Source organism: Anaerococcus hydrogenalis (assembly GCF_002871895.1).
Taxonomy (GTDB): domain Bacteria; phylum Bacillota; class Clostridia; order Tissierellales; family Peptoniphilaceae; genus Anaerococcus; species Anaerococcus hydrogenalis.
In genome coordinates this window covers 1-21,788 of the sequence record NZ_PNHP01000005.1, presented here as the reverse complement: position 1 = coordinate 21,788, position 21,788 = coordinate 1, and the positions used below count along the sequence as shown (strand labels likewise).

At 30.9% G+C, this 21,788-nt stretch carries 19 protein-coding genes and 1 rRNA gene; 16 read left to right on the top strand and 4 right to left on the bottom strand.

From position 1 onward, the window contains the following. The first annotated feature begins 1 nt into the window (after window position 1). Genes CJ192_RS07260 through CJ192_RS07250 form a run of 3 tightly spaced genes read left to right on the top strand, consistent with a single transcriptional unit; the run spans window position 2 to window position 1,415 of the window. The gene (locus tag CJ192_RS07260; RefSeq protein WP_004816363.1) at window positions 2-310 is read left to right on the top strand and encodes an STAS domain-containing protein; all 309 of its coding nucleotides are present in this window, start codon (window positions 2-4) and stop codon (window positions 308-310) included. Continuing rightward, on the top strand, window positions 310-642 hold the full coding sequence (locus CJ192_RS07255; protein WP_102198320.1) for an ATP-binding protein: 333 nt from the start codon (window positions 310-312) through the stop codon (window positions 640-642). Before CJ192_RS07260 ends, CJ192_RS07255 begins: the two co-directional genes overlap by 1 nt. Window positions 643-644: 2 nt before the next feature. Beyond that, a complete protein-coding gene (locus CJ192_RS07250) occupies window positions 645-1,415 on the top strand; it encodes a SigB/SigF/SigG family RNA polymerase sigma factor (protein ID WP_004816867.1) in 771 nt (256 codons plus the stop codon). A gap of 970 nt (window positions 1,416-2,385) precedes the next feature. Here CJ192_RS07250 and CJ192_RS07240 read toward each other — a convergent pair. Further along, window positions 2,386-3,366, bottom strand: a complete 981-nt coding sequence (locus CJ192_RS07240; protein ID WP_004816874.1) for a hypothetical protein — start codon at window positions 3,364-3,366, stop codon at window positions 2,386-2,388. 365 nt (window positions 3,367-3,731) lie between these two features. On the opposite strand from CJ192_RS07240, the gene CJ192_RS07235 reads away from it, so the two are divergent. The 8 genes from CJ192_RS07235 (at window position 3,732) to CJ192_RS07200 (ending at window position 13,167) form a co-directional block, all read left to right on the top strand. Further along, on the top strand, window positions 3,732-5,858 hold the full coding sequence (locus tag CJ192_RS07235) for an ABC transporter substrate-binding protein (protein WP_004816860.1): 2,127 nt from the start codon (window positions 3,732-3,734) through the stop codon (window positions 5,856-5,858). Window positions 5,859-6,720: 862 nt separating this feature from the next. Next, complete coding sequence (locus CJ192_RS07230; protein ID WP_004816863.1) at window positions 6,721-7,683, top strand: ABC transporter permease; 963 nt, start codon at window positions 6,721-6,723, stop codon at window positions 7,681-7,683. Window position 7,684: 1 nt separating this feature from the next. Further along, window positions 7,685-9,631: an ABC transporter permease subunit gene (locus tag CJ192_RS07225; RefSeq protein WP_102198318.1), complete on the top strand. Its 1,947-nt coding sequence runs from the start codon at window positions 7,685-7,687 to the stop codon at window positions 9,629-9,631. An 8-nt stretch (window positions 9,632-9,639) separates the two neighbouring features. Beyond that, window positions 9,640-10,644 carry an ABC transporter ATP-binding protein gene (locus CJ192_RS07220; RefSeq protein WP_004815710.1) on the top strand — a complete coding sequence of 335 codons (1,005 nt, stop codon included), beginning with the start codon at window positions 9,640-9,642 and terminating at the stop codon, window positions 10,642-10,644. Then, a complete protein-coding gene (locus CJ192_RS07215) occupies window positions 10,631-12,247 on the top strand; it encodes an oligopeptide/dipeptide ABC transporter ATP-binding protein (protein WP_102198317.1) in 1,617 nt (538 codons plus the stop codon). The genes CJ192_RS07220 and CJ192_RS07215 overlap by 14 nt, the downstream gene beginning before the upstream one ends. After that, the gene (locus CJ192_RS07210; protein WP_004815704.1) at window positions 12,244-12,432 is read left to right on the top strand and encodes a hypothetical protein; all 189 of its coding nucleotides are present in this window, start codon (window positions 12,244-12,246) and stop codon (window positions 12,430-12,432) included. Before CJ192_RS07215 ends, CJ192_RS07210 begins: the two co-directional genes overlap by 4 nt. A gap of 58 nt (window positions 12,433-12,490) precedes the next feature. Continuing rightward, window positions 12,491-12,736 (top strand): glutaredoxin family protein, encoded by a 246-nt coding sequence (locus CJ192_RS07205; protein WP_004815703.1) that lies wholly within the window; start codon window positions 12,491-12,493, stop codon window positions 12,734-12,736. A 47-nt stretch (window positions 12,737-12,783) separates the two neighbouring features. After that, window positions 12,784-13,167, top strand: a complete 384-nt coding sequence (locus tag CJ192_RS07200; RefSeq protein ID WP_102198316.1) for a hypothetical protein — start codon at window positions 12,784-12,786, stop codon at window positions 13,165-13,167. A 656-nt stretch (window positions 13,168-13,823) separates the two neighbouring features. Here CJ192_RS07200 and CJ192_RS07195 read toward each other — a convergent pair. Next, window positions 13,824-14,366 carry a TM2 domain-containing protein gene (locus tag CJ192_RS07195; RefSeq protein ID WP_102198315.1) on the bottom strand — a complete coding sequence of 181 codons (543 nt, stop codon included), beginning with the start codon at window positions 14,364-14,366 and terminating at the stop codon, window positions 13,824-13,826. A 137-nt stretch (window positions 14,367-14,503) separates the two neighbouring features. Here CJ192_RS07195 and CJ192_RS07190 point away from each other — a divergent pair, with 137 nt between their 5' ends. Continuing rightward, window positions 14,504-15,007, top strand: coding sequence for a helix-turn-helix domain-containing protein (locus CJ192_RS07190; protein ID WP_102198314.1), 504 nt, complete (start codon window positions 14,504-14,506; stop codon window positions 15,005-15,007). Between the two features lie 70 nt (window positions 15,008-15,077). On the opposite strand, the gene ahpF is transcribed toward CJ192_RS07190, so the two are convergent. Both ahpF and ahpC read right to left on the bottom strand, forming a co-directional pair. Continuing rightward, entirely contained in the window at window positions 15,078-16,604 is a 1,527-nt protein-coding gene (ahpF, locus tag CJ192_RS07185) for an alkyl hydroperoxide reductase subunit F (RefSeq protein WP_102198313.1), read from the bottom strand. Continuing rightward, window positions 16,604-17,173 (bottom strand): alkyl hydroperoxide reductase subunit C, encoded by a 570-nt coding sequence (gene ahpC / locus CJ192_RS07180; RefSeq protein ID WP_102198312.1) that lies wholly within the window; start codon window positions 17,171-17,173, stop codon window positions 16,604-16,606. The genes ahpF and ahpC overlap by 1 nt, the downstream gene beginning before the upstream one ends. 330 nt (window positions 17,174-17,503) lie before the next feature. On the opposite strand from ahpC, the gene CJ192_RS07175 reads away from it, so the two are divergent. From CJ192_RS07175 to CJ192_RS07160, 4 genes are all read left to right on the top strand, one after another. Beyond that, window positions 17,504-18,610 carry a glycerate kinase gene (locus CJ192_RS07175; RefSeq protein WP_102198311.1) on the top strand — a complete coding sequence of 369 codons (1,107 nt, stop codon included), beginning with the start codon at window positions 17,504-17,506 and terminating at the stop codon, window positions 18,608-18,610. Between the two features lie 17 nt (window positions 18,611-18,627). Continuing rightward, window positions 18,628-19,293, top strand: a complete 666-nt coding sequence (locus tag CJ192_RS07170; RefSeq protein WP_102198310.1) for a rhomboid family intramembrane serine protease — start codon at window positions 18,628-18,630, stop codon at window positions 19,291-19,293. Between the two features lie 15 nt (window positions 19,294-19,308). Next, window positions 19,309-21,093, top strand: coding sequence for an oligoendopeptidase F (gene pepF / locus CJ192_RS07165; RefSeq protein WP_102198309.1), 1,785 nt, complete (start codon window positions 19,309-19,311; stop codon window positions 21,091-21,093). Window positions 21,094-21,544: 451 nt separating this feature from the next. Continuing rightward, window positions 21,545-21,788: ribosomal RNA gene (locus CJ192_RS07160) — 16S ribosomal RNA — on the top strand; the annotation flags it as partial.

Genomic DNA, 21,788 nt, shown 5'->3' with positions numbered 1-21,788 from the left:
GATGTTTAAGGCAAATATAGAAGAAAAAAATGATCACTTATTGGTAAAACTGATTGGCGATTTAGATGTTTATTCAAAAGAAGATTTTGCTAAATTTTGCGATAAGTCACTAAAAGATAAAAATGAAAACTTGATAGTAGATCTTGAAAAACTTGATTATATAGATTCAACAGGACTTGGTATGTTTATAAATATATACAAGGACCAAAAAGAAAAAGATAAGACTATAAAAATAATAAATGCTAAAGAAAATATCAAAAAATTATTCAAAATAACAGATATAAGTGATTTATTTGAAATGGAGGAATAATGGATACCATAAGTTTAACAATTCCACCAAAGACACTTTATTTAAAATCAATGAGACTTTTGGCAGCAAGCCTTGCAAGCGATATGGGTTTTGATATAGAAGAAGTTGAAGATATTAGAGTAGTCGTTTCAGAAGCTATAAATTATAAAATGAGCGATGAAGATATAAAAATAAATTTTTATATCAAAGAAAATCTAATGAAAGTAGAAGTAATAGGAAAAGATAGGGAAATTGAAGAGGAAAATCTAAAAATCAAACAAATTATCCTTGAGCAATTGGCAGATAGGGTAGAAGTTGTTGAAGATAAGATTATACTTACAAAAGAGAAATAATTATGGCAAAAACAAAAGCTTCTCTTGAAAGAAAAAAAGAGATCAAAGAAAAATTTGAACAATTTTATAAAACAAGGGATAAGGACCTAAGAAATGAACTAATAGAAGATCATATGTATATAGTCGACATCCTTTCTAACAAATACGTTGGAAAGGGAATAGAAAAAGATGACCTTTATCAAGTGGCATCTCTTGGCCTAATCTATGCCATCGATAGGTATGATCCATCAAAAGGATATGAATTTTCATCCTTTGCAACTCCTACAATAATGGGAGAGCTCAAAAGATACTTCAGAGATAAGGGCTGGGTAATAAGGGTTCCAAGAAGAATTCAAAATCTCTACAAAAAAATAAATGTAGCAAAAAAAATTCTTCCCCAAGAACTCCAAAGAACCCCGACAATAAAAGATATTGCAGCCTATCTTGGAGAAGATGAAGAAACAATTCTAGAAACAATGGAAGCAAGCAAGGTCTATACTCCTCAAAGTTTAGATATGAAATATCAAGTCCAAAAAGGGGAAAACTCTGTGGACTTATCCGATATGATTGGAGAAGATGACAAAAATTTTGATTCCATAGAATTAAAAGATTTAATAGAAAAATCTACAGAAAGACTAAATGATTTGGAAAAACAAATCCTAGAATTAAGATACTACGAGGGCAGAACCCAAGTAGACATAGCAAAAAAACTATCCATCTCCCAAATGACAGTATCAAGAATAGAGAAAAAAATCCTACAAAAATTCACCATAGAAATGAAAAAAATGCAATAAATCACCTAATAAATAGGTGATTTTTTTGTGGGAAAAAATATTAAAATTATTATTAATACAAGCAATAAAATAAATATTATTCCAAAATCAACAAAGAGATTTCTCGACACTAAAACTCATTTACTAGGTAAATTTTTCCGTGCTATCACACTAGTTTTAGGGATAAATATGCCAAATCAAGGCATATTTATCGGCTCGAAATGGGTAAGTGATTATACTTAATTTATTTCTACGGATTAATTTAAAGCATTACTCTTTTTTATAAAAAAATCTTAATTTTTAAAACAAATTTTCAAAAAAATAAGCTTATACTTTAGCTTAAAAGTAAATAAAATCACCACTTCTCGGACGAAGTAATATATTTCATGAATTATAGAATATTGAAATTAAACTTACTACTTTAGCATAAGAGTAAATACCAAAAATAACCCATCTTAAGCGTTGTCGAGAGATCTCATGAATTAGTGTAATATTTAAGTTAAACTTATTTTTATAGATTACATACATACAAAGAAATAATCGCTACAGAGAAATTTAAGACCTATCTTAGTATTAAATTTATTATTAATTCGAGGAAGAAAGTAAATTCCACTCTAAATCTAACAAAGAGATTTCTCGACAGGCTCGAAATGGGTTTTGCCTTTATAGTGATTCATTTCTTAGAATTTATTTAATATTGAAAATGAATTAAGAAATTTATCAATTAGCTATAAATGAAGACTTTTATATTTTTCTTCTAATTAATTTTATTTAAATCTTTACTTTTATTAAATTTATGCTTAATTTTTAAAACGAAATAAAAAAACAATAAACTTGCTACTTTAGCGTAAAAGTAAATACCCAAAATAATCCATCTCGAGCGAAGTCGAGAGATCTCTTTAATTTTCTTTATATTAAAATTAAATCTTTCCTATTAGAGAAATTAAAATAGTTTATTCCACAAAAAAATCCCCATAATGGGGAAAATTTTCTAATTTTCATTTCCTGGGTACATTGATGATGAACCTGGATACATTTTTGCTATTTCATTTATTACAAGACCTATATCGCCAAAGCCTTCATCTTCTAATTTCTTTTGAGCTCTTAGGTAGGCTAGGTCTATGTCGTTATTTGTAATTTTTTCAACTGATTTTTTAGAAAATTTATATTGGTCTACCAATTCTTTTCTAAATGCATCATAATCTTTTTTATTTTCAGAGAATTTGTCCACTGGTCTATTTCCTTGATCTAAGCTTGTTTTAGCTTGTGAATTGTCCTTTTCTTCTACTTTTGTATCTGATTTTTCAGAATTTTCTTTTCCTTCATATCCGTTTGGATATTTTTTCTTTAATTTTTGGCTAGCTTTTTCAATATTTTCATCATAAGTTGCATATTTGTTTTCATCATAAACTTCATTAAAGATTTTTCTAAGCTCACCGTTTGGAACTTGGGATGCATCAAAGTCGTTTTGTCCTATATAAACTCTGGCATTTGCGTAATGGTCAAGTCCTTCATCTGTTGAATAAACCCAATTATTTACAATATCTTCTATACTAGAATCTGGATAAAATCTACTAGTATTAGGATTTTCTTTGGCAATTTGGTTAAACATTAGGGTTAGTTTGTTCCAAAAACCTGTTTTTTTGCTAATTTGATCTGCATCTTTTTGGTAAGATTTAATTTCCTTATCGCTTAACTTATCAGTAAAGGCTTGGTCAAATCCACCCAAATCTACCATAGCTTTTTTAATATCCTTGATAGATAAAGTCTTTGAAGGTGATTCGATTTTTTCATTTGATTTTGACAAATTATTAGACTTGTTGTCCTTACTTTCACCTATTATCAAATTATTTTGAGTATTAGATTGGCTTTTAAGTTCGTTGCTATTTGATTTATCATTGTTTTTGCTTTTCAATGAACATGAGGTCAAAACAAGAGATAAACAAAGAGCAAGTGCTATTTTCTTTTTCATAAAACCTCCATATTTTTGTTATTACTTATATTTTACCCGTTTAAGGGGATTTTTAATAGATTATTTTATTTTTTAATAATTTAAAATAAAATTTTCATAATTTATAACTTTATGCTATTAATATACAAAGAAGAAAAAGGTTATCATTTCAAGCGATAGCTTAAAAAAATATAGATTTTTTTAATTTATTTAGACAATAAATCTGCTAATTTTTGTATAAATATAAATAAGTAAAAAATATTTTTTTCAAAAAAATTGAAATTTTATTGAAATCATCAAGAATAAATAAGGTTTGACAAAAATATAAATATAAATTATAATGAATCCATATAAATCAAAAAATAAAAAGAAAAGAGGAGAGAAGGATGAATGTAAAAAAAGTTTTCTCACAAGCTTTTGCTCTTGGATTGGCTTTGACACTTACAGCTTGTGGCGGTAGTGGCGACAAAGACAACAATGGATCAAATGCCGGAGCAGACAATAAGGCTAGTAACGAACAAGCTAATGAAGAATTTAAAAAACAAACTGATGATAACACATTAGTAGTGGGTGTTGATTCACTTGGGGGAGAATTCATCCAAGGTTTTAATAACAGCCAAAACGATGTAAGAGCTAGAGAATTTATGGGAATTCAAGGTTCTGTTGGTTATGCTACTTATGTAAAAGACAGAAGCGGAAAATATGTAATCAATAAAACCGTTCTTGATGGAGATCCTAAGTCAAAAGAAAATGAAGATGGATCAAAAACTTTCACTTTTAAAATTAAAAAAGATTTAAAATGGTCTGATGGTAAGCCTGTAACAAGTGATGATTATTTATTTACAGCTCTTTTACACTCACCACAAGATTATGCTCTAATAACAGGATCTACCGAAATTGGTGGAGATTCTCTAAAAGGTTACAATGACTTTAGGGAAGGAAAAACTGATGAATTTGAGGGTGTTAAGAAAATTGACGACCAAACTTTTGAAATTACAGTTTCAAATGATTTCTTACCTTACTTTGAAGAAGAATCTCTAAAATCAATGACACCAAGACCAATTCATTATATAGCTCCAAACTTAACAGTTGATGGATCTAAATTTGCCCTTAAAGATGGCTACAAATTATCAGATGATGACAAAAAAGCCTTTGTTGCATCACTTGATAAGCAAATTGAAACTGAAAAATCTTCTTATGATGAAGCTGTAAAAGAAGCAGGCGAAGAAGATCCAGATGCTAAAAAAGAACACGAAGAAAAAATCAAAACTCTTGAAGATAAGAAAAAATCTGCAGAAAGTGGAAAAGATATAGACCCAACAGAAATGCTTGTAGAACAAGCTATGCTTTTTGATGCAAATGAATACAGAAAAGCACCAAAGGTTACATGTGGACCTTATAAATTTGTTTCATTTAAAAACAATATGGTTAAAATGGAACTTAACGACCAATATGCTGGAGATTTTGAAGGACACAAAGCTACAATTAAAAATGTAATTATCCAAGCAATAAACCCAGAAATATCTGTAGACCTTGTTCAAAATGGAGATATAGATGTTTTTGAAGAAGAAATGAACGGGTCAAGAATTTCTCAAATGAGAAAGGCAGCAAAGGAAAAGAAATTACAATATGTAGCATTCGACAGAAATGGATATGGATGTCTATCATTCTTAACTGATAGGGGACCAACTCAATACAAAGAAGTTAGGCAAGCTATAGCTTTCTTAATGAACAGAGATGATTTCGTACAAAACTATGCAGGTGGATATGCAGTAGTAACAAACGGAATGTACGGTTCAAGCCAATGGATGTATAAAGAAAGAGGAGCTGACATAGAAGGAAAACTTACAAAGTATACCTTAAACGTTGACGAAGCTAATAAGAGATTAGATAAGTCTCCATACAAATTTGAAAAAGACGGAAAAACTCCTTGGGATGCAAAAAAAGCTGCTGACCAATATAAGAGCAATGCAGACAAATTTGATTATTACAGATATGACGAAAATGGTAAAAAATTACAAGTTAACCAATTTGGTGCAAAAGAATCAGAAATAACAACCCTTCTTTCAAACCAATTACCAGACAATGCTAAACAAGCAGGTCTTGAATATAATGTTCAAGCAGGTGATTTTAATACCCTTCTAAACTACAGAGAAAATCCAAAAGAAGGAGACAAGGCTGAATATACAGCATTTAATATGGGACTTGGCTTTGGAACACCATTTGATCCTTTCTACCAATACAACAGCAAAGGAAATGATAATAAAACAAAAACAAATGACCCACAAGCTGACAAAATCACAGAAGAATTAAGAAGAATAAAACCAGGTGAAAATAAAGCTTACCTAGATAAATGGGAAGAATTCCAAAAATGGTACAATGATTACCTACCAGAAATCCCACTTTATTCAAACCAAATCCACTCATCAGCATCAACAAGAGTAAAAGGATTTGAAGGCTTAACACCAGAATGGGCAACATCTTGCCAAATCAACCAAATGAGTCTTAAATAATTAAATTAAGAGAAGTCACAAAAAGTGGCTTCTTTTTTATTGAAAAATTTTATCAAGCTTATTTGTGAAAGCAAAACTAATTACAATATGGACATAAAAAGAGATCTCTCGACTTAGCTCGAGATGGGTGTAGTTTTTATTTACTTTTAGACTAAAGTAAGAAGTTTGTTATTTTTTAAAGATTTACATTTGAAATATATATTTAATAAGAATAAAAGTGAAGATTTAAATAAAATAATTAGAAAAATAAATATAAACTTACTATTTATAGGGCGTTTAGCAATATATTAATTTATTTTGATATTAAATAAATCCGAAGGAATATATCGAGCATAAAGTATTAACCCATTTCGAGCCTATCGAGAAATCTCTTTATTAGCTTTAGAGTGGAATTTACTTTCTTCCTTGAATTAATAATAAATTTATTCTTTTGTTTTTTTTATAACATGGTTTTCTTTATTTTTCTTTTTTTATAAATTCCCCCTTTTTATTTTTATTTATTTTCAAAATTTCCCTTTATACATAAAAAACATTAGAGTATTAATGCACTATAGAAATAATTTTTAATTAATATTCATTGATGTAAATTTATGCTCATAAATAATGAATCTTTAAAAATATATATCAATCTTTATAAATTTATGATAAATTTCACATTGACAAATCACTCATCTTATATTATTATTAGGACTATGATATTATAAGTTTACTCTATACTGAGATTTTTATATTTATTTATAAATTTTTATAGTTAATGTTTTCCTCTGTATAAAATTTTGTGAAAATAATTATTTATCTTTATCAAATTAAAGTTAAGAACAAGTAAATGGGTAAATTTTAAAACATTAAGGAAGGGATGAAGATGTTAAAATACATAATAAAGAGAATCATTAATTTGATTCCAGTAGCTATAATCATATCTATCTTGGTTTTTGTGCTTTCTAAATCCATGCCTGGTGATCCTATCTTGGCTATGATGCCAAAGGATGGAAGAATGACCAAGGCCCAACAAGAACAAATGTATAAAAATCTTGAAAAACGTTATGGTTATGACAAATCGTTGCCAGAACAATATTTTATGTGGATGGGAAGAAGTTTGAAGGGAGATTTTGGAGAATCTACCCAAGTTAAAAGGCCTGTTAAGGAATATCTTTCTGAACCACTTAAAAATACAATTTTACTTAATATTGGTTCAACGCTTGTTTCTTTTGTGCTCTCGGTTCTTATAGGAATAAGGTCGGCCGTTCATAAGGGAGGGCCTTTTGATAAGTTCTTCCAGGTCTTTACCTTGGTTGGTATTTCCTTGCCTACATTTTTTATAGGTTTATTTTTGATATTCTTATTTTCCTTTAGGCTAGGATGGTTGCCAGCAAATGGTATGCCTAGAAATAATACTTTTGGTGAGTGGATAAGATATTTAATTTTACCTACTTTAACTTTAACTTTTGGATCTATGGCATCTATTTCTAGATATGTTAGAAATTCTATGCTAGATTCACTTAATGAAGATTATATTAGAACTGCAAGGGCAAAGGGACTTAAGGAAAAAACTGTAATTTATTCTCACGCTTTTAGAAATGCCCTTATACCAGTTGTAACTGCTATGACTTGGGCAATTCTTTCTATGTTTTCAGGTTCTGCTATAACTGAGACTATTTTTGCTTACAGGGGAATTGGAAATATTCTTATAAAATCAGTTTTGGCTCAAGATTATAATGTTATTCTTGCTCTAACAATGTTTTATGCAATTTTAACCCTTCTTGGAAACTTGATTATGGATATTGCCTATGCACTTGTTGATCCTAGAGTAAAATTGGAGGCTTAGTATGAAAGATGAATTAAAAAAATCATTTAAATCTTTTGGAAAATTAGTTCTTTCCTTGTTTACTTTTGGTGCAAATGCAAATAATGAGAGTGAAGAGGATAAGATTAAGGATAGGGCTCAAGATCTTCTTGATGAGCAAAGTGGAGAAAATTTAGAAGACCTTAGACTAAATGAAAATGAATCTTTAAAGGAAGATGCCATTACTTCTCCTGGAAAAATGGCTGTTAAAAATTATTTTAGAAACCCACTTGGACTTATTGGTCTTGTCCTACTTCTTGGAATTATCCTTGTTGTTTTTATTGGGTCAGCAATAATTCCTTTTAATCCTTACCAAGCTGAGGGAAATCTTATTAATGTTTCCCCAGGTTCAGGCTACATGAAATACCCATCTCAAATGGAAAAAGAGGGGGTTGAGAAGATTTCTGTAGGAAATACTTTTGGTGTAGGCCTTACTAAGGAGAAAAACTACTATTTTTGGGGAAAAAATAACGAAGATGATGTTATGAAAATCCCTGATGATATTAAAGAAGAACTTGATGGCAAAAAAATAAAAGATGTTGCTGCAGGGGATAGACATATTATTGTAGCTACAGAAGATAATGATCTTTATGGTTGGGGAAATGATTCTTTCCAACAAGCTGAACTTCCACCAATGCAAGAAAGCCAAATCAAAGCAGAAGGTATTAAAAAACTTGGCGGTGGAGTTCAATATTCTGTCGTTTTGACTGAAAAAAATAATATTTATGTTTGGGGTTCAACAATGAACTCAAGACTTGACCTTATCCCAAAAGAAGTTCAAGGAAAAGTTGTAGATTTTGATACAAGTGGTTCAAATATTCTTGCTGTTTTAAAAGATGGATCTACAAAACTTCTTGGTGTAAGGGGGGCTGAGGTTGATGTAGGGGCTCCTGATGAGATTAAAAATAATAAGGTTAAAATTAAAAAAGTTGCCTTAACATCAAATTCTGCAGCAGCCCTTGATGAAAATGGAAAACTTTATGTATGGGGACCTTCTAGGGATAATTTATCTGGAAAAAATGTTCCTAAATTTGAGGGAAAAGTTAAGGATATAGTTGGTGGTACAAACCACTTCACAGCCCTTGATGAAAACGGCAAACTTTATTCTTGGGGAAATAATAATTACGGTGAGGCTTCTTGTCCTAGTGGAAAATATGAACAAATATTTTCAGGATATTTTAATAACTATGCCGTAAGTAAAGATAATAAAATTGATACTTGGGGACTAAAAGGATTTAGGTTCGGGTCAGATGACCAAGGTCGTGATATTTTTACAAGATTAATTCACGGTGGAAAGATGACTATTGTAATTTCTTTTGTATCAGTTCTAATCCAAGTTGTTCTTGGTGTAATTATTGGTATGGTTTCAGGTTATGCTGGAGGACGTGTTGATAATGTTCTTATGAGAATTACAGAAATTGTCCAATCATTCCCATTTTATCCATTAATTATTACACTTTCTGCCCTCCTTCCTGTAAATACAAGTCAAAATACAAGACTTATGATGATTATGGTTTTACTAGGAGTTATTGGATGGACAGGAATTGCAAGGCTTGTTCGTGGACAAATTTTGGCTGAAAGAGAAAGAGATTATGTAATAGCAGCAAGGGCTTTGGGTGTCACAAATTCATCAATTCTTGTAAGACATATTCTTCCAAATATTCTTTCAATAATTATAGTAAATGCTACCCTTGGTTTTGCTGGAAACCTCCTTACAGAAGCGGGACTTTCTTTCTTAGGTTTTGGTGTCCAAGAACCTATGCCATCTTGGGGAAATATGATGACAAGTGCCCAATCATCAGATGTAATTAATATTTACTGGTGGAGATGGGTAATACCAGCACTTGCAGTATTTTTGGCAGCATTTTCAGTAAACTTAATTGGAGATGCCCTAAGAGATGCAATAGATCCAAGATCAAATGAGAGATAGGTGTAAAAATGAAAAATTTACTTGAAATAAATAAACTCCATACCTACTTTAAAACAAGACGAGGTCTTATAAAGGCTGTAAATGGAGTATCATGCACAATTGAAGAAGGAAAAACTTTAGGCCTTGTTGGAGAAAGTGGTTCTGGAAAAAGTCAAACTGCCATGAGTATCCTTCAACTTTTTGAGCCAAACCAAAAAATTTACGATGGAGAAATTATTTTTGATGGCAAAAAGATTTCTGATTACAAGAGATCTCAAATGGAAAAGATTAGGGGAAATGATATTTCTATGATTTTCCAAGAACCAATGAGCTCTTTAAATCCAGTTTTTACTGTTGAAAAACAAATTTCAGAAGTTTTAATCCTTCACAAAAAAATGAATAAGAAAGAGGCTGCAAAAAGAGTGGAAGAACTACTTGCCCAAGTTAAAATTCCAAATCCTCATGTTGTTGCCAAACAATATCCATTCGAGCTTTCTGGTGGTATGAACCAAAGGGTTATGATTGCCATGGCCCTTGCTTGTGAACCAAAATTATTAATAGCAGATGAGCCAACTACAGCTCTTGATGTTACAATTCAAGCTCAAATTCTAAAGTTGATGAACGAATTAAAGGAAAAACAAAACACATCAATTTTATTTATAACCCATGACTTGGGAGTTATAAATCAAATGGCTGATGAAGTTGCTGTAATGTATTGTGGACAAATTGTTGAACAATCTCCAGTAGATTATATTTTTAAACACGATATAACAGATTACAACCACCCATATACAGTTGCTCTTTTAAATTCTATCCCTGCAATAACAAGCGATAGAAACGAAAGACTTGATATAATACCAGGATCAGTTCCACATCCACTAAACCTTCCTGATGGGTGTAAATTTGCAGATAGGTGTAAGTATGCTAGTGACAAATGTAGGAAAGAAATGCCGGAGCTTGTGGCTGTAAATGAAAATCAAAAAATAAGGTGCCACTTCCCAAATAGAAAGGAGAGAGAAGATGGAGAAAAATAATAAAAAGGTCTTATTTAAAATAAGAAATCTTAAAAAATATTTTCCAATCAAGAAAAAATCTATCTTTTCTAGGGGAGCAAATGAGTATGTCCATGCTAACGAAAATATATCAATAGATATATTTGAAGGTGAAACTTTCGGTTTGGTTGGAGAAAGTGGTTGTGGAAAATCTACCTTTGGTAGGACTATTCTTCAAATTTACGAACAAACTGAAGGAACAACCCTATATTATGGAACAACTCTTGATAAACTTGCCCCAGCTTATATGGGAAAGGATATAAAAGACATACCAAAAGTATTTCCTTCATACGATGCTGAGGTGGAAAAACTTCATAAAATTTATGATGATTTAGAAAAAACTAATGATGAAGAAAAAAAAGCTGAATTAAACGAAGCTGCTATGCACCAAAGAAGACTTCTCCAAGAAGAATATGAAAATATGATGAGAATAGCAGGAGGACTTCTTGCTAGTGATAATTTAGAAGAAATTACAAATATTTTAGATGATTATTACAAAAAAATAAAAGAAAGATCAAAAGTTTTACTTCAAATCAAAAAAATAAAAGAAAAAGATCAAGTAAGGATTAGGGATAAAAAAGAATTAAAAAATGCTATCCTAAATGATCCAAAATACAAAGAACTTTTAAGTAAAAAAGAAAAACTTGATAAGGAAGTTTTGGAAAAAGATCAAAAAATAAAGGCTAAGAAAGAAGAGTTAAAATCAAAAGACCTCTTTGAAAAATTTGAAAGTTTTGTAGATGATGGAATAGATTTATCAAGACTTACAAATGAGGAAATGAGAGAGCTTAGAAAAGATCTTCAAATAATTTTCCAAGATCCTTATGGTTCTTTGGATACAAAAATGACTGTTGGAAATATAATTGGAGAAGGTGTCTTGGGCCATGGTCTTTTCAAATCAAGAAAAGAAGCAGGCTACAACGAATATATCCAAGATGTAATGAACCAATGTGGACTTGCCCCATATTTCATTCACAGGTACCCTCACCAATTTTCCGGTGGACAAAGGCAAAGAATAGGAATAGCCAGGGCCCTTGCCTTAAACCCAACTTTTATAGTATGCGATGAGGCAGTATCAGCCCTTGACGTTTCAATCCAATCTCAAATTATAAATCTACTTCAAGATTTAAAAACAGACTTAAACCTAACCTACCTTTTCATAACCCATGACCTTTCAGTAGTAAAATATATTTCTGACAGGATTGGGGTAATGTATTTGGGAGTTATGGTTGAACTTTCTGATTCAGACAGGATTTTCAAAAATCCACAACACCCTTACACAAAGGCACTTTTACAAGCAATTCCAAGAACAGATGTTGATAAGGGACAAGAATTACAAACAATTGATGGAGATATTCCATCAGCTGTAAGGCCACCAAAGGGCTGCCGTTTCCATACAAGATGTAAATATTGCATGGATATTTGCAAGCAATTTGAACCAGAATTAAAAGAAGTAGAAGAAGGTCATTTTGTAGCTTGTCACTTGATGGATGTATCAGAAAAAACAAAACAAGAAGCCTTTGAAAAAAACGAAGAAAAAAGGCTCAAAGAAGAACACGAATTAGCCAAGGAAGCTAATCTATGAAAAGACCAATAGATCCCTTCAAAAACAAAAGTAAAGAAGAAATCTATGAAAAAGAAGAACTTTTAGAAAAAGACAACTTGGAAAAAGACGACAGACTTGCCATGTTTTTGGCAGCTATGAAAGTCTTTATGCCACCAGTCTTACTAATACTACTATTATTTACCTCTTTAATATTTTTCTTTTAAGTTTATAAAATAAATTTAAGGGTAGAAAAATTATAAGAGAAAAAAGAAAGGAAGTATTATGAGTAAATTTGATTTGTATTTTAAACCAGAATGTCCATACTGCTTAAAAGTTTTAAACTTCATGCACGAAAATAAAATTTTAGACTTCACATCTTACAATGTAAAAGATGGAAGAAGTGGAAAAGAAAACACCAAAGAGCTAATAGAGCTTGGTGGAAAAGATCAAATCCCATTTATGGTATTTGGTGACAAAAAAATGTATGAATCTGACGATATAATCGAATATCTAAAAGAAAATTATTAAAAATATGCCAGTGGGATTACCTACTGGCTTTTTATTTGGAGAAAAAAATGAAAAAATTACAATACAAAGACGGAAAAATTTTTGAAAACGAAAGAATGACCTACAAATTAGAAGGCAAGTACAATGTATTACGTCCTAGTGGAAAATTAGTGGCAAGATTTAAAATAAAAAACCTATTTAGCCTAAGAGGAAAAAAACAAGCTGTAATAGGAAATCTAAAAATAGAAAAAATGAAAGATGAGCCAATAAGCCAGGCTAAAATTATAAACAGGCAAGTAAGGTTAATAGAAAACGGAGAAAACTTATCCCTAATAAAAGAGGATGAATTTCTAGCAAACTTTAACTTTGGAGAAAACACCCTGGAAATATATGAAGATGAGGGTCTAGCTGTGGCAATATTTTTTGCCTTAAAAAAATTAGGGGAAAAATAAGGCCTTAGAAAGAAAATTAATCCAATAAAACCCATCTCGAGCGAATGAAATGAGTGGAGAGATCTCATAGGAAAATAAGTATTTAGAAAAAATAGAAGTAGATAATTCGATGGATATAGAAAATTAATTTCTAAAATTAAAAAGAGATCTCTCGACAGGCTCGAGATGGGTTTAACTTCATTTTTTAAATTACAAATTATTTGTAAATCAAATATCATAAAAAATTTCATCTTATCCTTCTCAGACTTAATAAAAAATAATGAAACAAAAAAATGTAAAAAGACTTCAGCGATAAAATCAATCCCAAAATTCCCCATCTCGACCAGATGATTGTGCCTTGATTTGGCACAATCATCCCTAAAACTAAGTGCAGATTTATAACTGTTGATTTCGGTTATAAATCCTGAAAACTAGTGCGAAAGCACGGAAAAATTTGAAAAGCAAATGAGTTTTCATAAGCACGAGAAAGTTTGCTTAGCAAACGGGTTTTAGTATGGGTGGAGAGATCTAATGGATTAAGTAAATATAGAGAAACAGTAAAGGAAAAGATTTCTAAACTTAGCTGTTTATTATTATAATTTAACTTTAGAATGAATATATTTTTCCGAACAATCCCGTATCTAAGTAAATTTTAGTTATTCTAAATAAAAAAGAACTCAAAATTGAGTCCTTATATATATATATATATTACCATTTTCATCAGAAGGCTTTGTAAGGGCTGTTAAAAATTCTACAAAAGAAATTAAGGTAGGAATAAAAGTCCAAGAAAAAAATAAATATAGTATTCCCTTGCCGATTTTTCCAGAATAAAATTTGTGTCCACCAAAGCTACCCAAAAAAAGTGCCAAAAGAAGATAAGAAAGCTTATTGACCTTATTTTTATTTTGCATACTAGTATTTATATAGTAATTGTTGGTAACATTGTTCCTGTAATCAATTGTGTTTGTCTCAAAATTGTAATCAGAAGTTTTCTCTTTTTGAAAAATATTTTCTTCTTTATGTAAGATATTTTCTTTATTTTCAACAAGTTCGTCCTCTTTTATTTTTTTTACAAAATTTCCCTTTTCATCCTTAAAGACCTTAACCCTGTCTCCAATTTGAGGAAGAAAATTTACATCAGATAAGTTAACCCTAACAACAGACCCATCGTCCATACCGACAACTATGCTGTCAATTTCTATTTTAATAATTTCCCCCATAATTCCTCCTTATTTTTTATAATTATATCATTATTTGTAAGTAAAAATAAAAGAAATTAAGAAAAATTCCCCCAAGTTGCCCTATAGTTGCTAGCTTTTTTAAAAAATTTCCTTACAATAATAAAAAAGGAGGATTTATGATTGGAGAAAAAATAAAAAATAAAAGAAAAGAATTAAACTTAACCCAAGAATATTTGGCAAAAGAATTAAATATTTCAAGGCAAGCTGTCTCCAAGTGGGAGAAGGGACTTAGTGAGCCTTCTATGGATAATCTTGTGAAATTATCAGAAATTTTTGGGGTAGATATAAAATACTTTAAAAATAATGATGAGAAAGAAAATGAATCTTTTATTTCAAAAATTTTTTGGGATTTTTTATATGCAGCTATAGGCCTTGTTTTTTATTTAATATATTATTTTGGCATAATGGAGGGGGCCTTAAATAAAGACCCAAAACAAATGCCCTTTTTAATACTAACAATTTTTCTAGCTTTTTCGGTAATAGCCTTTCCCCAAGCTATTAAAAATATGGGAAATAGATTAGAGAAAATAGATTATTTTACATTTTCAAAATTGGTTTTGCCAATAATTTTTATAATTTCACCCTTTATTGTTTTTTATTATATTTTTAAAAAAGAATGATGATAATTTTAGGATGTTTATGTAAATTTAAGCAAAAAAATGTGCAGATTTTTATTCTGCACATTACTTTTTATTTTCTTATTAAATAGTTAAAGGCTGATAGGGCTGCTGTTGCTCCTGAGCCTGCTGCTATTATTATTTGTTTATAAAGAGAATTTGTCGCATCGCCTGCTGCGAATATTCCTTCTATATTTGTTGAACCGTCTTTTTCTACTTCGATTTCGCCCCTATCTGTGAGTTTTATTTTACCTTCCAGCCACTCTGTGTTTGGAATTTGACCGATTTGGATGAAAACTCCGGCAAGATCTATTGTTTTTTCTTCTTTTGTATTTCTATCTATATATTCAAGAGCTCTTAGTTTTGTATCGCCAAGGAGTTTTGTTGTTTGGGCAGATGTTATAACTTTTACGTTTTGAAGGGATTCTAATTTTTTTTGTAATATTTTATCTGCCTTTAATTCTGGTAAAAATTCGAGAACTGTAACGGTTTTTGCTATTGATGCAAGGTCTATTGCCGCCTCTATTCCTGAATTTCCTCCTCCTACAACTGCTACGTCTTTTCCTTTAAATAGGGGACCGTCACAGTGGGTGCAAAAAGCTACTCCCTTGTTTTTGAATTCTTCTTCTCCATCTATTCCCAGAAGTCTCCACCTTGTTCCTGTTGCAAGAATTATTGTTTTACTATTAATTTTTGCCCCATCTTCTAGGATTAAATTAAATTCATGGTCATTTTTTTCAAAATCGACAGCCTTTACTCCCTCTATGATGTCTACTCCAAGATTTTCCACTTGCTTTTTGACTGATAACATATATTTAGGCCCCTCTGTTTTTGGGATTCCTGTTATATTTTCTATATCGAGGGTTTCGTTTACTTGTCCACCAAATTCGTCTGCTACTATTGCAACTTTTAGACCCTTTCTTGCTCCATAAATTGCAGATGTAGCACTACTTGGCCCTGCTCCGACTATCAAGATATCATAGTTTTTGAAATTGGATAAATCTTTTTGGACTTTTTCTGCTACAAGGTCTAAAAGACTTGCCATAGTTTTTTTGCCCCCGTCAAGAAATTCTCCATTTTCAAAAATTGCTGGCACTGCCATAAGATCTCTTTGTTCACATATATCTTGGTTTATGGAACCTTCAATCATAGTGTGAGAGATATTTTTGTTCAAAACTGCCATAATATTGAAAGCTTGTACAACTTCTGGGCAGTTGTGGCAGGAAAGGGAAACTATTGTTTCAAAATTTCTTTTTTCCTTTATAGATTTTATTCTTTCTTTTTCTTCCTTGGATATTTTTGGTTCGATTCCACCAACTTGTAAAAGTGCAAGGACAAATGATTCAAATTCATGTCCCAAAGGAATTCCTGCAAAAACAATTTTCCCGTGTTCAAATTCTCCATTTAAGCTAAAAGCAGGTGTAAAATCTAATTTTTCTTCTCTTATTTTAATCTTATCAGATAAAGACTTCACATCCTCAATAAAAGATTTTAATTTTTTTGAATTTTCATCTTCATTTAGCGAAAGTCCAATTGTTACATTGGACTTTAGCATTTTAAGATAAGCCTTTAGCTGATCTTTTAATTTACTGTCTAACATTAGATTTTTCCAACAAGGTCAAGACCTGGTGTTAATGTATCATCATCTTCAGAATTCCATTTTGCAGGACATACTTGATCTGGATGTTTTCTTACATATTGACCAGCCTTAACTTTGTATATATTATTTTCTGCTTTTCTTCCTATTCCACCCGCATTTATTTCTACTGTTTGAATGATATTATCAGGGTCTATTACAAAAGTTGCTCTGTCAGCTTTTCCATCTTCTGTTAAAATATCTAAAGCTTTTGTAAGTTCTTTGTTAGAATCACCAATCATTTTGTATTGGATTTTTCCGATTGCATCACTTTCATCATGCCAAGCCTTGTGCACAAAATGTGTATCAACGCTTACAGAATAAACTTCTGCTCCCATTTCTTTTAATTGCCCATATTTTTCTTGTAAATCCTCAAGCTCTGTAGGACATACGAAAGTAAAGTCTGCTGGATAAAACATTAAAACTTTCCATTCACCCTCAAGGTCCTTATCGCTTATCTTTACAAATTCATTTGTTTTTGGATCGTAAGCATCCAAATTAAATTCAGGTAATCTTTTTCCTATTAATGACATAATATCCTCCATAATTTAAATAATTACTTCATTTTAAATAAAAAACAAAGTATATGATAATTATACTCATTATAAAATTTGAATCAATATCATAGATTATAAAATAAAAAAAAATGCCTTTCCAAATTTTTGAAAAGACATTTTAAAAAGCCACTTGTAAGTTTTAATTGGCTCTTTGATGGGCGAAATCTTTTTAAAGATTTCTATGAGTTAAACAGTAAAAGTTTATTTTCTAAACTTTCCATTTAATTATATCATTGAATTTACAATTGGTAAAGATATTTAATAATTCATCCACATAGTTTGGGTATAATTTAATTGAGGTGAATTATGAATATACTACTAGCTTTAGATTCGATTAAAGACTTTGAAAATTCTATTGAAATTGGAAATTATTTTAAAGAAGAGTTAGAAAAAGATAAAAATAATAAGGCTTCTATTCTTCCCTTTATTGATGGGGGAATGGGAACTGTTGAGATTATGAAAGAAGTAATAGGTGGAGATTTTTCTTATCTTAATGTACATAATCCTATAGGAGAGGCGGCTACTGCCAGATATATTATCAAAAAAAATTCCTGCATTATGGAGATGGCTCAGGCTTGTGGACTTAGGCTTATGTATAAGGATAAGCTTAATGTTATGGAATCATCTTCTATTGGTATGGGAGAGATGCTTGTCGATGGATTAAATAACGGCTGTGAGGATTTTTTTATAGGCATTGGAGATACGGCTGTTAATGATATGGGAATGGGCATGCTCTATGCCTTGGGAGTGAGGTTTTTTGATAAAAATCTTAATTCTTTAAATCCTGTTGCCAAAAATATGATCAAGGTTGATTCTATTGATGCGAGTGGTCTTGATAAGAGGATTTTGGATACTAATATTGAAATCGCAACTAGCCTTCCCCTTACTCTTTTTCAAAAAAATTCTTTTTTGGATAAGAGGCCTATAAGAAAGGGAGCAAGCGAGGAGGAAATTTTAGAGCTTGAGAAAGCCTGCAAGCATTTTTCTAAAAAAGTGAGTGAGTTTTTGGGGGTTAGCGAAATTGATTTTCCATACCTTGGCGCAGGCGGTGGAGTTTCTTGGGCTATGTATATATTTTTTAAGGCGAAAATTTCTAATTCTATGGAGCTTATCTTATCTCTTGTATATTTTGAAAAGCAGGTTAAGGATAAGGATCTTTTGATTATTACTGAAAATGTTAATGAGTTTAATGGAGAAAATTCTATTAATCTTGCAAGATTTGCCAAAAGATATAAGGAAGATATTAAAATAATTTTCTTACAAGATGAAGATTATCCCAAATTGAAGGATAATTCTTATATAGATGAGACCTATAATTTTAAATTAAATCCAATCCTTGAAAGAAGTGACTACGAAAAGGAAATAAGGTCTATGGCAAGGGACTTTATTGATAAAAATTTTGCCAAAAAATAATTTAAGAAAGAGGATTTATGGCTAAGGGAAAAATGACAAGAATTTTGATGGCGATTAATGTCATAGTGTTTATTTTCATGACTGTAACGGGCGGCAGCGAAAATATTGAAAATCTTTTAAGATTTAATGCTATGAGCAAAATCCATGTATACCAAGGAGAGTGGTGGAGATTATTTTGCCCGATTTTTATCCACATTGGAGTTTTTCATCTTTTGATGAATATGTATTTTTTAAATAGTGTTGGAGATACTTTTGAATCCTTGTACGGATCTAAAAATTTCCTAATTATTTACTTACTAACAGGGGTAATGGGAAATTTATTTACCTATGCCTTTGGAGAAATTACAAGTGTTTCAGCAGGGGCATCCACATCCCTTTATGGTTTGTTTGGCCTTGCTCTTGGAATAATGTTTAACTATAGGGACAATGAATTTCTAAGGCAATTTGGCTCAAGCTTTATAGGAATTGTTGCTATAAATATTATTTATTCCTTTATGGTTCCAGGAATTGGAATAACAGGACATATTGGCGGACTTTTGGGAGGCTTTATCCTTGCAGGATTTTTCCCAATAATGAACATGACCCTACCAACAAGTACCAAAATTATAGCAATTGTTGCCTTTGGCCTAATAGCTATGGGCTTTATATATATAGGAAATAGGTCAGTTGCACAAGTTTTATAAAAAAAGGAGAAAAAAATGGATAGAAAAGATATAGACAAGTCCCTAAAATGGGACACAGAAAAAATTTATAAGACAGACGATGATTTCTACAAAGACGTAGAAGAAGTAAAAAATCTAATAGAAAAAACTAAGACATATAAAGGAAGGATTTTAGAATCAGCCGACAGTCTTTACGATTTTTTAAAGACAGATGAAAAATTAGAAAGAAAATTTTCAAAACTCGGTGTTTATGCTTCATTAAAATCTGACGAAGATACAAGAGTTGCCAAATACCAAGAAATGACAAAAATTGCAGACAACTTATTTGCAAGCCTTGCCCAAGAACTTTCCTTTATAACACCAGAAATATTGTCAGAAGATTATAAAAAAGTACAAACATATATAGAAGAAAAAGATGAATTAAAAATTTATGAGCATTATTTCGAGGACTTATTTAGAAATAAAGATCACACCTTGGGAGAAAACGAAGAAAAAATTATAGCATCATTTTCAAAACTATCCCAAAATCCACAAAATACCTATATGATTTTTTCAAATGCTGACCTTAAATTTCCAAAAGTAAAAAAAGGCGACGAAGAAATCCAAATCACAGACGCAAACTTCACAAACCTAGAACTAGATCCAAATCGTGAATTTAGAAAAGAAGTTTACAAAAAATATTACACAGTATATAAACAATTTGAAAATACAGCAGCCTCCCTCCTAGATGGAGAAATGACAGCAAATAATACCATAGCAAAACTCAAAAAATTTGATTCGGCAAGAAAGATGAGTCTATTTGCAAATAATATTGACGAGAAAGTTTATGACAATCTAATAGAAGTAATCCATGACAATATAGAAATTCACAGAGACTACACTAGCCTAAGAAAAGAAGTTTTGGGACTAGATGATTTAGGATTTGAAGATATTTACCTACCTTTAGTAGAAGACTATAACAAAACTTACACATTCGACGAGGCAAAAGAATTAATCCTAAAAGCCCTAGCCCCACTTGGAGAAGACTACATCAAAAAAGCAAGAGAGGGCTTTGACGATAGGTGGTTCGATGTAATGGAAAATGATGGAAAAAGATCAGGAGGATATTCATCCGGATCCTACGATACAGAACCATACATTCTATTAAACTACAACGACTCCCTAGACTCACTTTTTACAACAGCTCACGAATTGGGTCATTCTATGCATTCCTACTACACAAGAAAAACCCAACCATATATCTACGGAGATTATTCAATATTTTTGGCAGAAATAGCCTCAACAACAAATGAACTTCTATTATTAAACTATATGATAGATAAAGCCAAAGACGAAAAAGAAAAAGCCTATTTACTAAATCACTACGTAAATTCATTCAAATCAACAGTCTTTAGGCAAACAATGTTTGCAGAATTTGAACTAGAGGCAAATAAGCTAGTAGAAAATTCAATGCCAGTAACAGCAGAAAAATTAAACCAAATCTACCACGACCTAAACGTTGACTATTTTGGAGAAGATATAGAAGTAGATAAATATATATCAACAGAATGGGCAAGAATCCCACACTTTTATATGTTCTACTACGTATTCCAATACTCAACAGGCTTTTCATCAGCAGTAAGCCTATCAGAAAAAATATTAAAGGGTAATAAAGAAGACTTAGAAAAATACCTTAACTTCCTAAAAGCAGGAAAAAGCAAATACCCACTAGAAGTATTAAAAGAGGCAGGAGTAGACATGAGTAAAAAAGACTCACTCCAAAAAGCAATGGATGTATGCAAAGAAAAACTAGAAGAATTAAAAAAATCATTAGAAAAATAAAAAAATAAAATAAAAAATTACAAAAAAGAGCCCATCAAGCAAAAAAACAAAGAAGAAAAGCTTGAAAATAAGGGCTCTTTTAAATTTTTAAAAAAATTAAAAAAATATTTGACAAAGATAAAAAATCCTAGTATTATATAAAGGCACTGTTAAAGAAGCAGTCAGGCGATAAAAAAATTAAAAAATAAAATTTTTAAAAAAACTTGACAAGCTAAAAAATACAGTATATAATGTATATGATATCACTTCAGAGAAAACATCTCGAAAGTAAAGATTTAATAAAAAAAATTAAAAAAATACTTGACAAGATAAAATGAGCGTGGTATTATATAATAGTCGTTACGAGATAACGACATTGAACCTCAAAAAAATATATAGAAACTACAAGAAAAGTAAAGTGAATTACTTTGAGTAAACCAAAACGAAAAATGACAATAGTCAAGATCAAACTTTAATTGAGAGTTTGATCCTGGCTCAGGATAAACGCTGGCGGCGTGCATAACACATGCAAGTCGAACGATGAAGCTTAGATGATTTCTTCGGAATGAACTTAAGTGGATTAGTGGCGAACGGGTGAGTAACACGTGAGTAACCTGCCTTACACAAGGGGGATAGCCTCTGGAAACGGAGAATAATACCCTATAAAGTCTAATCAGCACATGCTGGAAAGACCAAAGATTTATCGGTGTAAGATG

Bases quoted from the DNA above. Each gene is read 5' to 3' on its own strand.
- CJ192_RS07260 (WP_004816363.1), top strand. From the start codon at position 2: ATGTTTAAGGCAAATATAGAAGAAAAAAATGATCACTTATTGGTAAAA.
- CJ192_RS07255 (WP_102198320.1), top strand. From the start codon at position 310: ATGGATACCATAAGTTTAACAATTCCACCAAAGACACTTTATTTAAAA.
- CJ192_RS07250 (WP_004816867.1), top strand. From the start codon at position 645: ATGGCAAAAACAAAAGCTTCTCTTGAAAGAAAAAAAGAGATCAAAGAA.
- CJ192_RS07240 (WP_004816874.1), bottom strand. From the start codon at position 3,366: ATGAAAAAGAAAATAGCACTTGCTCTTTGTTTATCTCTTGTTTTGACC.
- CJ192_RS07235 (WP_004816860.1), top strand. From the start codon at position 3,732: ATGAATGTAAAAAAAGTTTTCTCACAAGCTTTTGCTCTTGGATTGGCT.
- CJ192_RS07230 (WP_004816863.1), top strand. From the start codon at position 6,721: ATGTTAAAATACATAATAAAGAGAATCATTAATTTGATTCCAGTAGCT.
- CJ192_RS07225 (WP_102198318.1), top strand. From the start codon at position 7,685: ATGAAAGATGAATTAAAAAAATCATTTAAATCTTTTGGAAAATTAGTT.
- CJ192_RS07220 (WP_004815710.1), top strand. From the start codon at position 9,640: ATGAAAAATTTACTTGAAATAAATAAACTCCATACCTACTTTAAAACA.
- CJ192_RS07215 (WP_102198317.1), top strand. From the start codon at position 10,631: ATGGAGAAAAATAATAAAAAGGTCTTATTTAAAATAAGAAATCTTAAA.
- CJ192_RS07210 (WP_004815704.1), top strand. From the start codon at position 12,244: ATGAAAAGACCAATAGATCCCTTCAAAAACAAAAGTAAAGAAGAAATC.
- CJ192_RS07205 (WP_004815703.1), top strand. From the start codon at position 12,491: ATGAGTAAATTTGATTTGTATTTTAAACCAGAATGTCCATACTGCTTA.
- CJ192_RS07200 (WP_102198316.1), top strand. From the start codon at position 12,784: ATGAAAAAATTACAATACAAAGACGGAAAAATTTTTGAAAACGAAAGA.
- CJ192_RS07195 (WP_102198315.1), bottom strand. From the start codon at position 14,366: ATGGGGGAAATTATTAAAATAGAAATTGACAGCATAGTTGTCGGTATG.
- CJ192_RS07190 (WP_102198314.1), top strand. From the start codon at position 14,504: ATGATTGGAGAAAAAATAAAAAATAAAAGAAAAGAATTAAACTTAACC.
- ahpF (WP_102198313.1), bottom strand. From the start codon at position 16,604: ATGTTAGACAGTAAATTAAAAGATCAGCTAAAGGCTTATCTTAAAATG.
- ahpC (WP_102198312.1), bottom strand. From the start codon at position 17,173: ATGTCATTAATAGGAAAAAGATTACCTGAATTTAATTTGGATGCTTAC.
- CJ192_RS07175 (WP_102198311.1), top strand. From the start codon at position 17,504: ATGAATATACTACTAGCTTTAGATTCGATTAAAGACTTTGAAAATTCT.
- CJ192_RS07170 (WP_102198310.1), top strand. From the start codon at position 18,628: ATGGCTAAGGGAAAAATGACAAGAATTTTGATGGCGATTAATGTCATA.
- pepF (WP_102198309.1), top strand. From the start codon at position 19,309: ATGGATAGAAAAGATATAGACAAGTCCCTAAAATGGGACACAGAAAAA.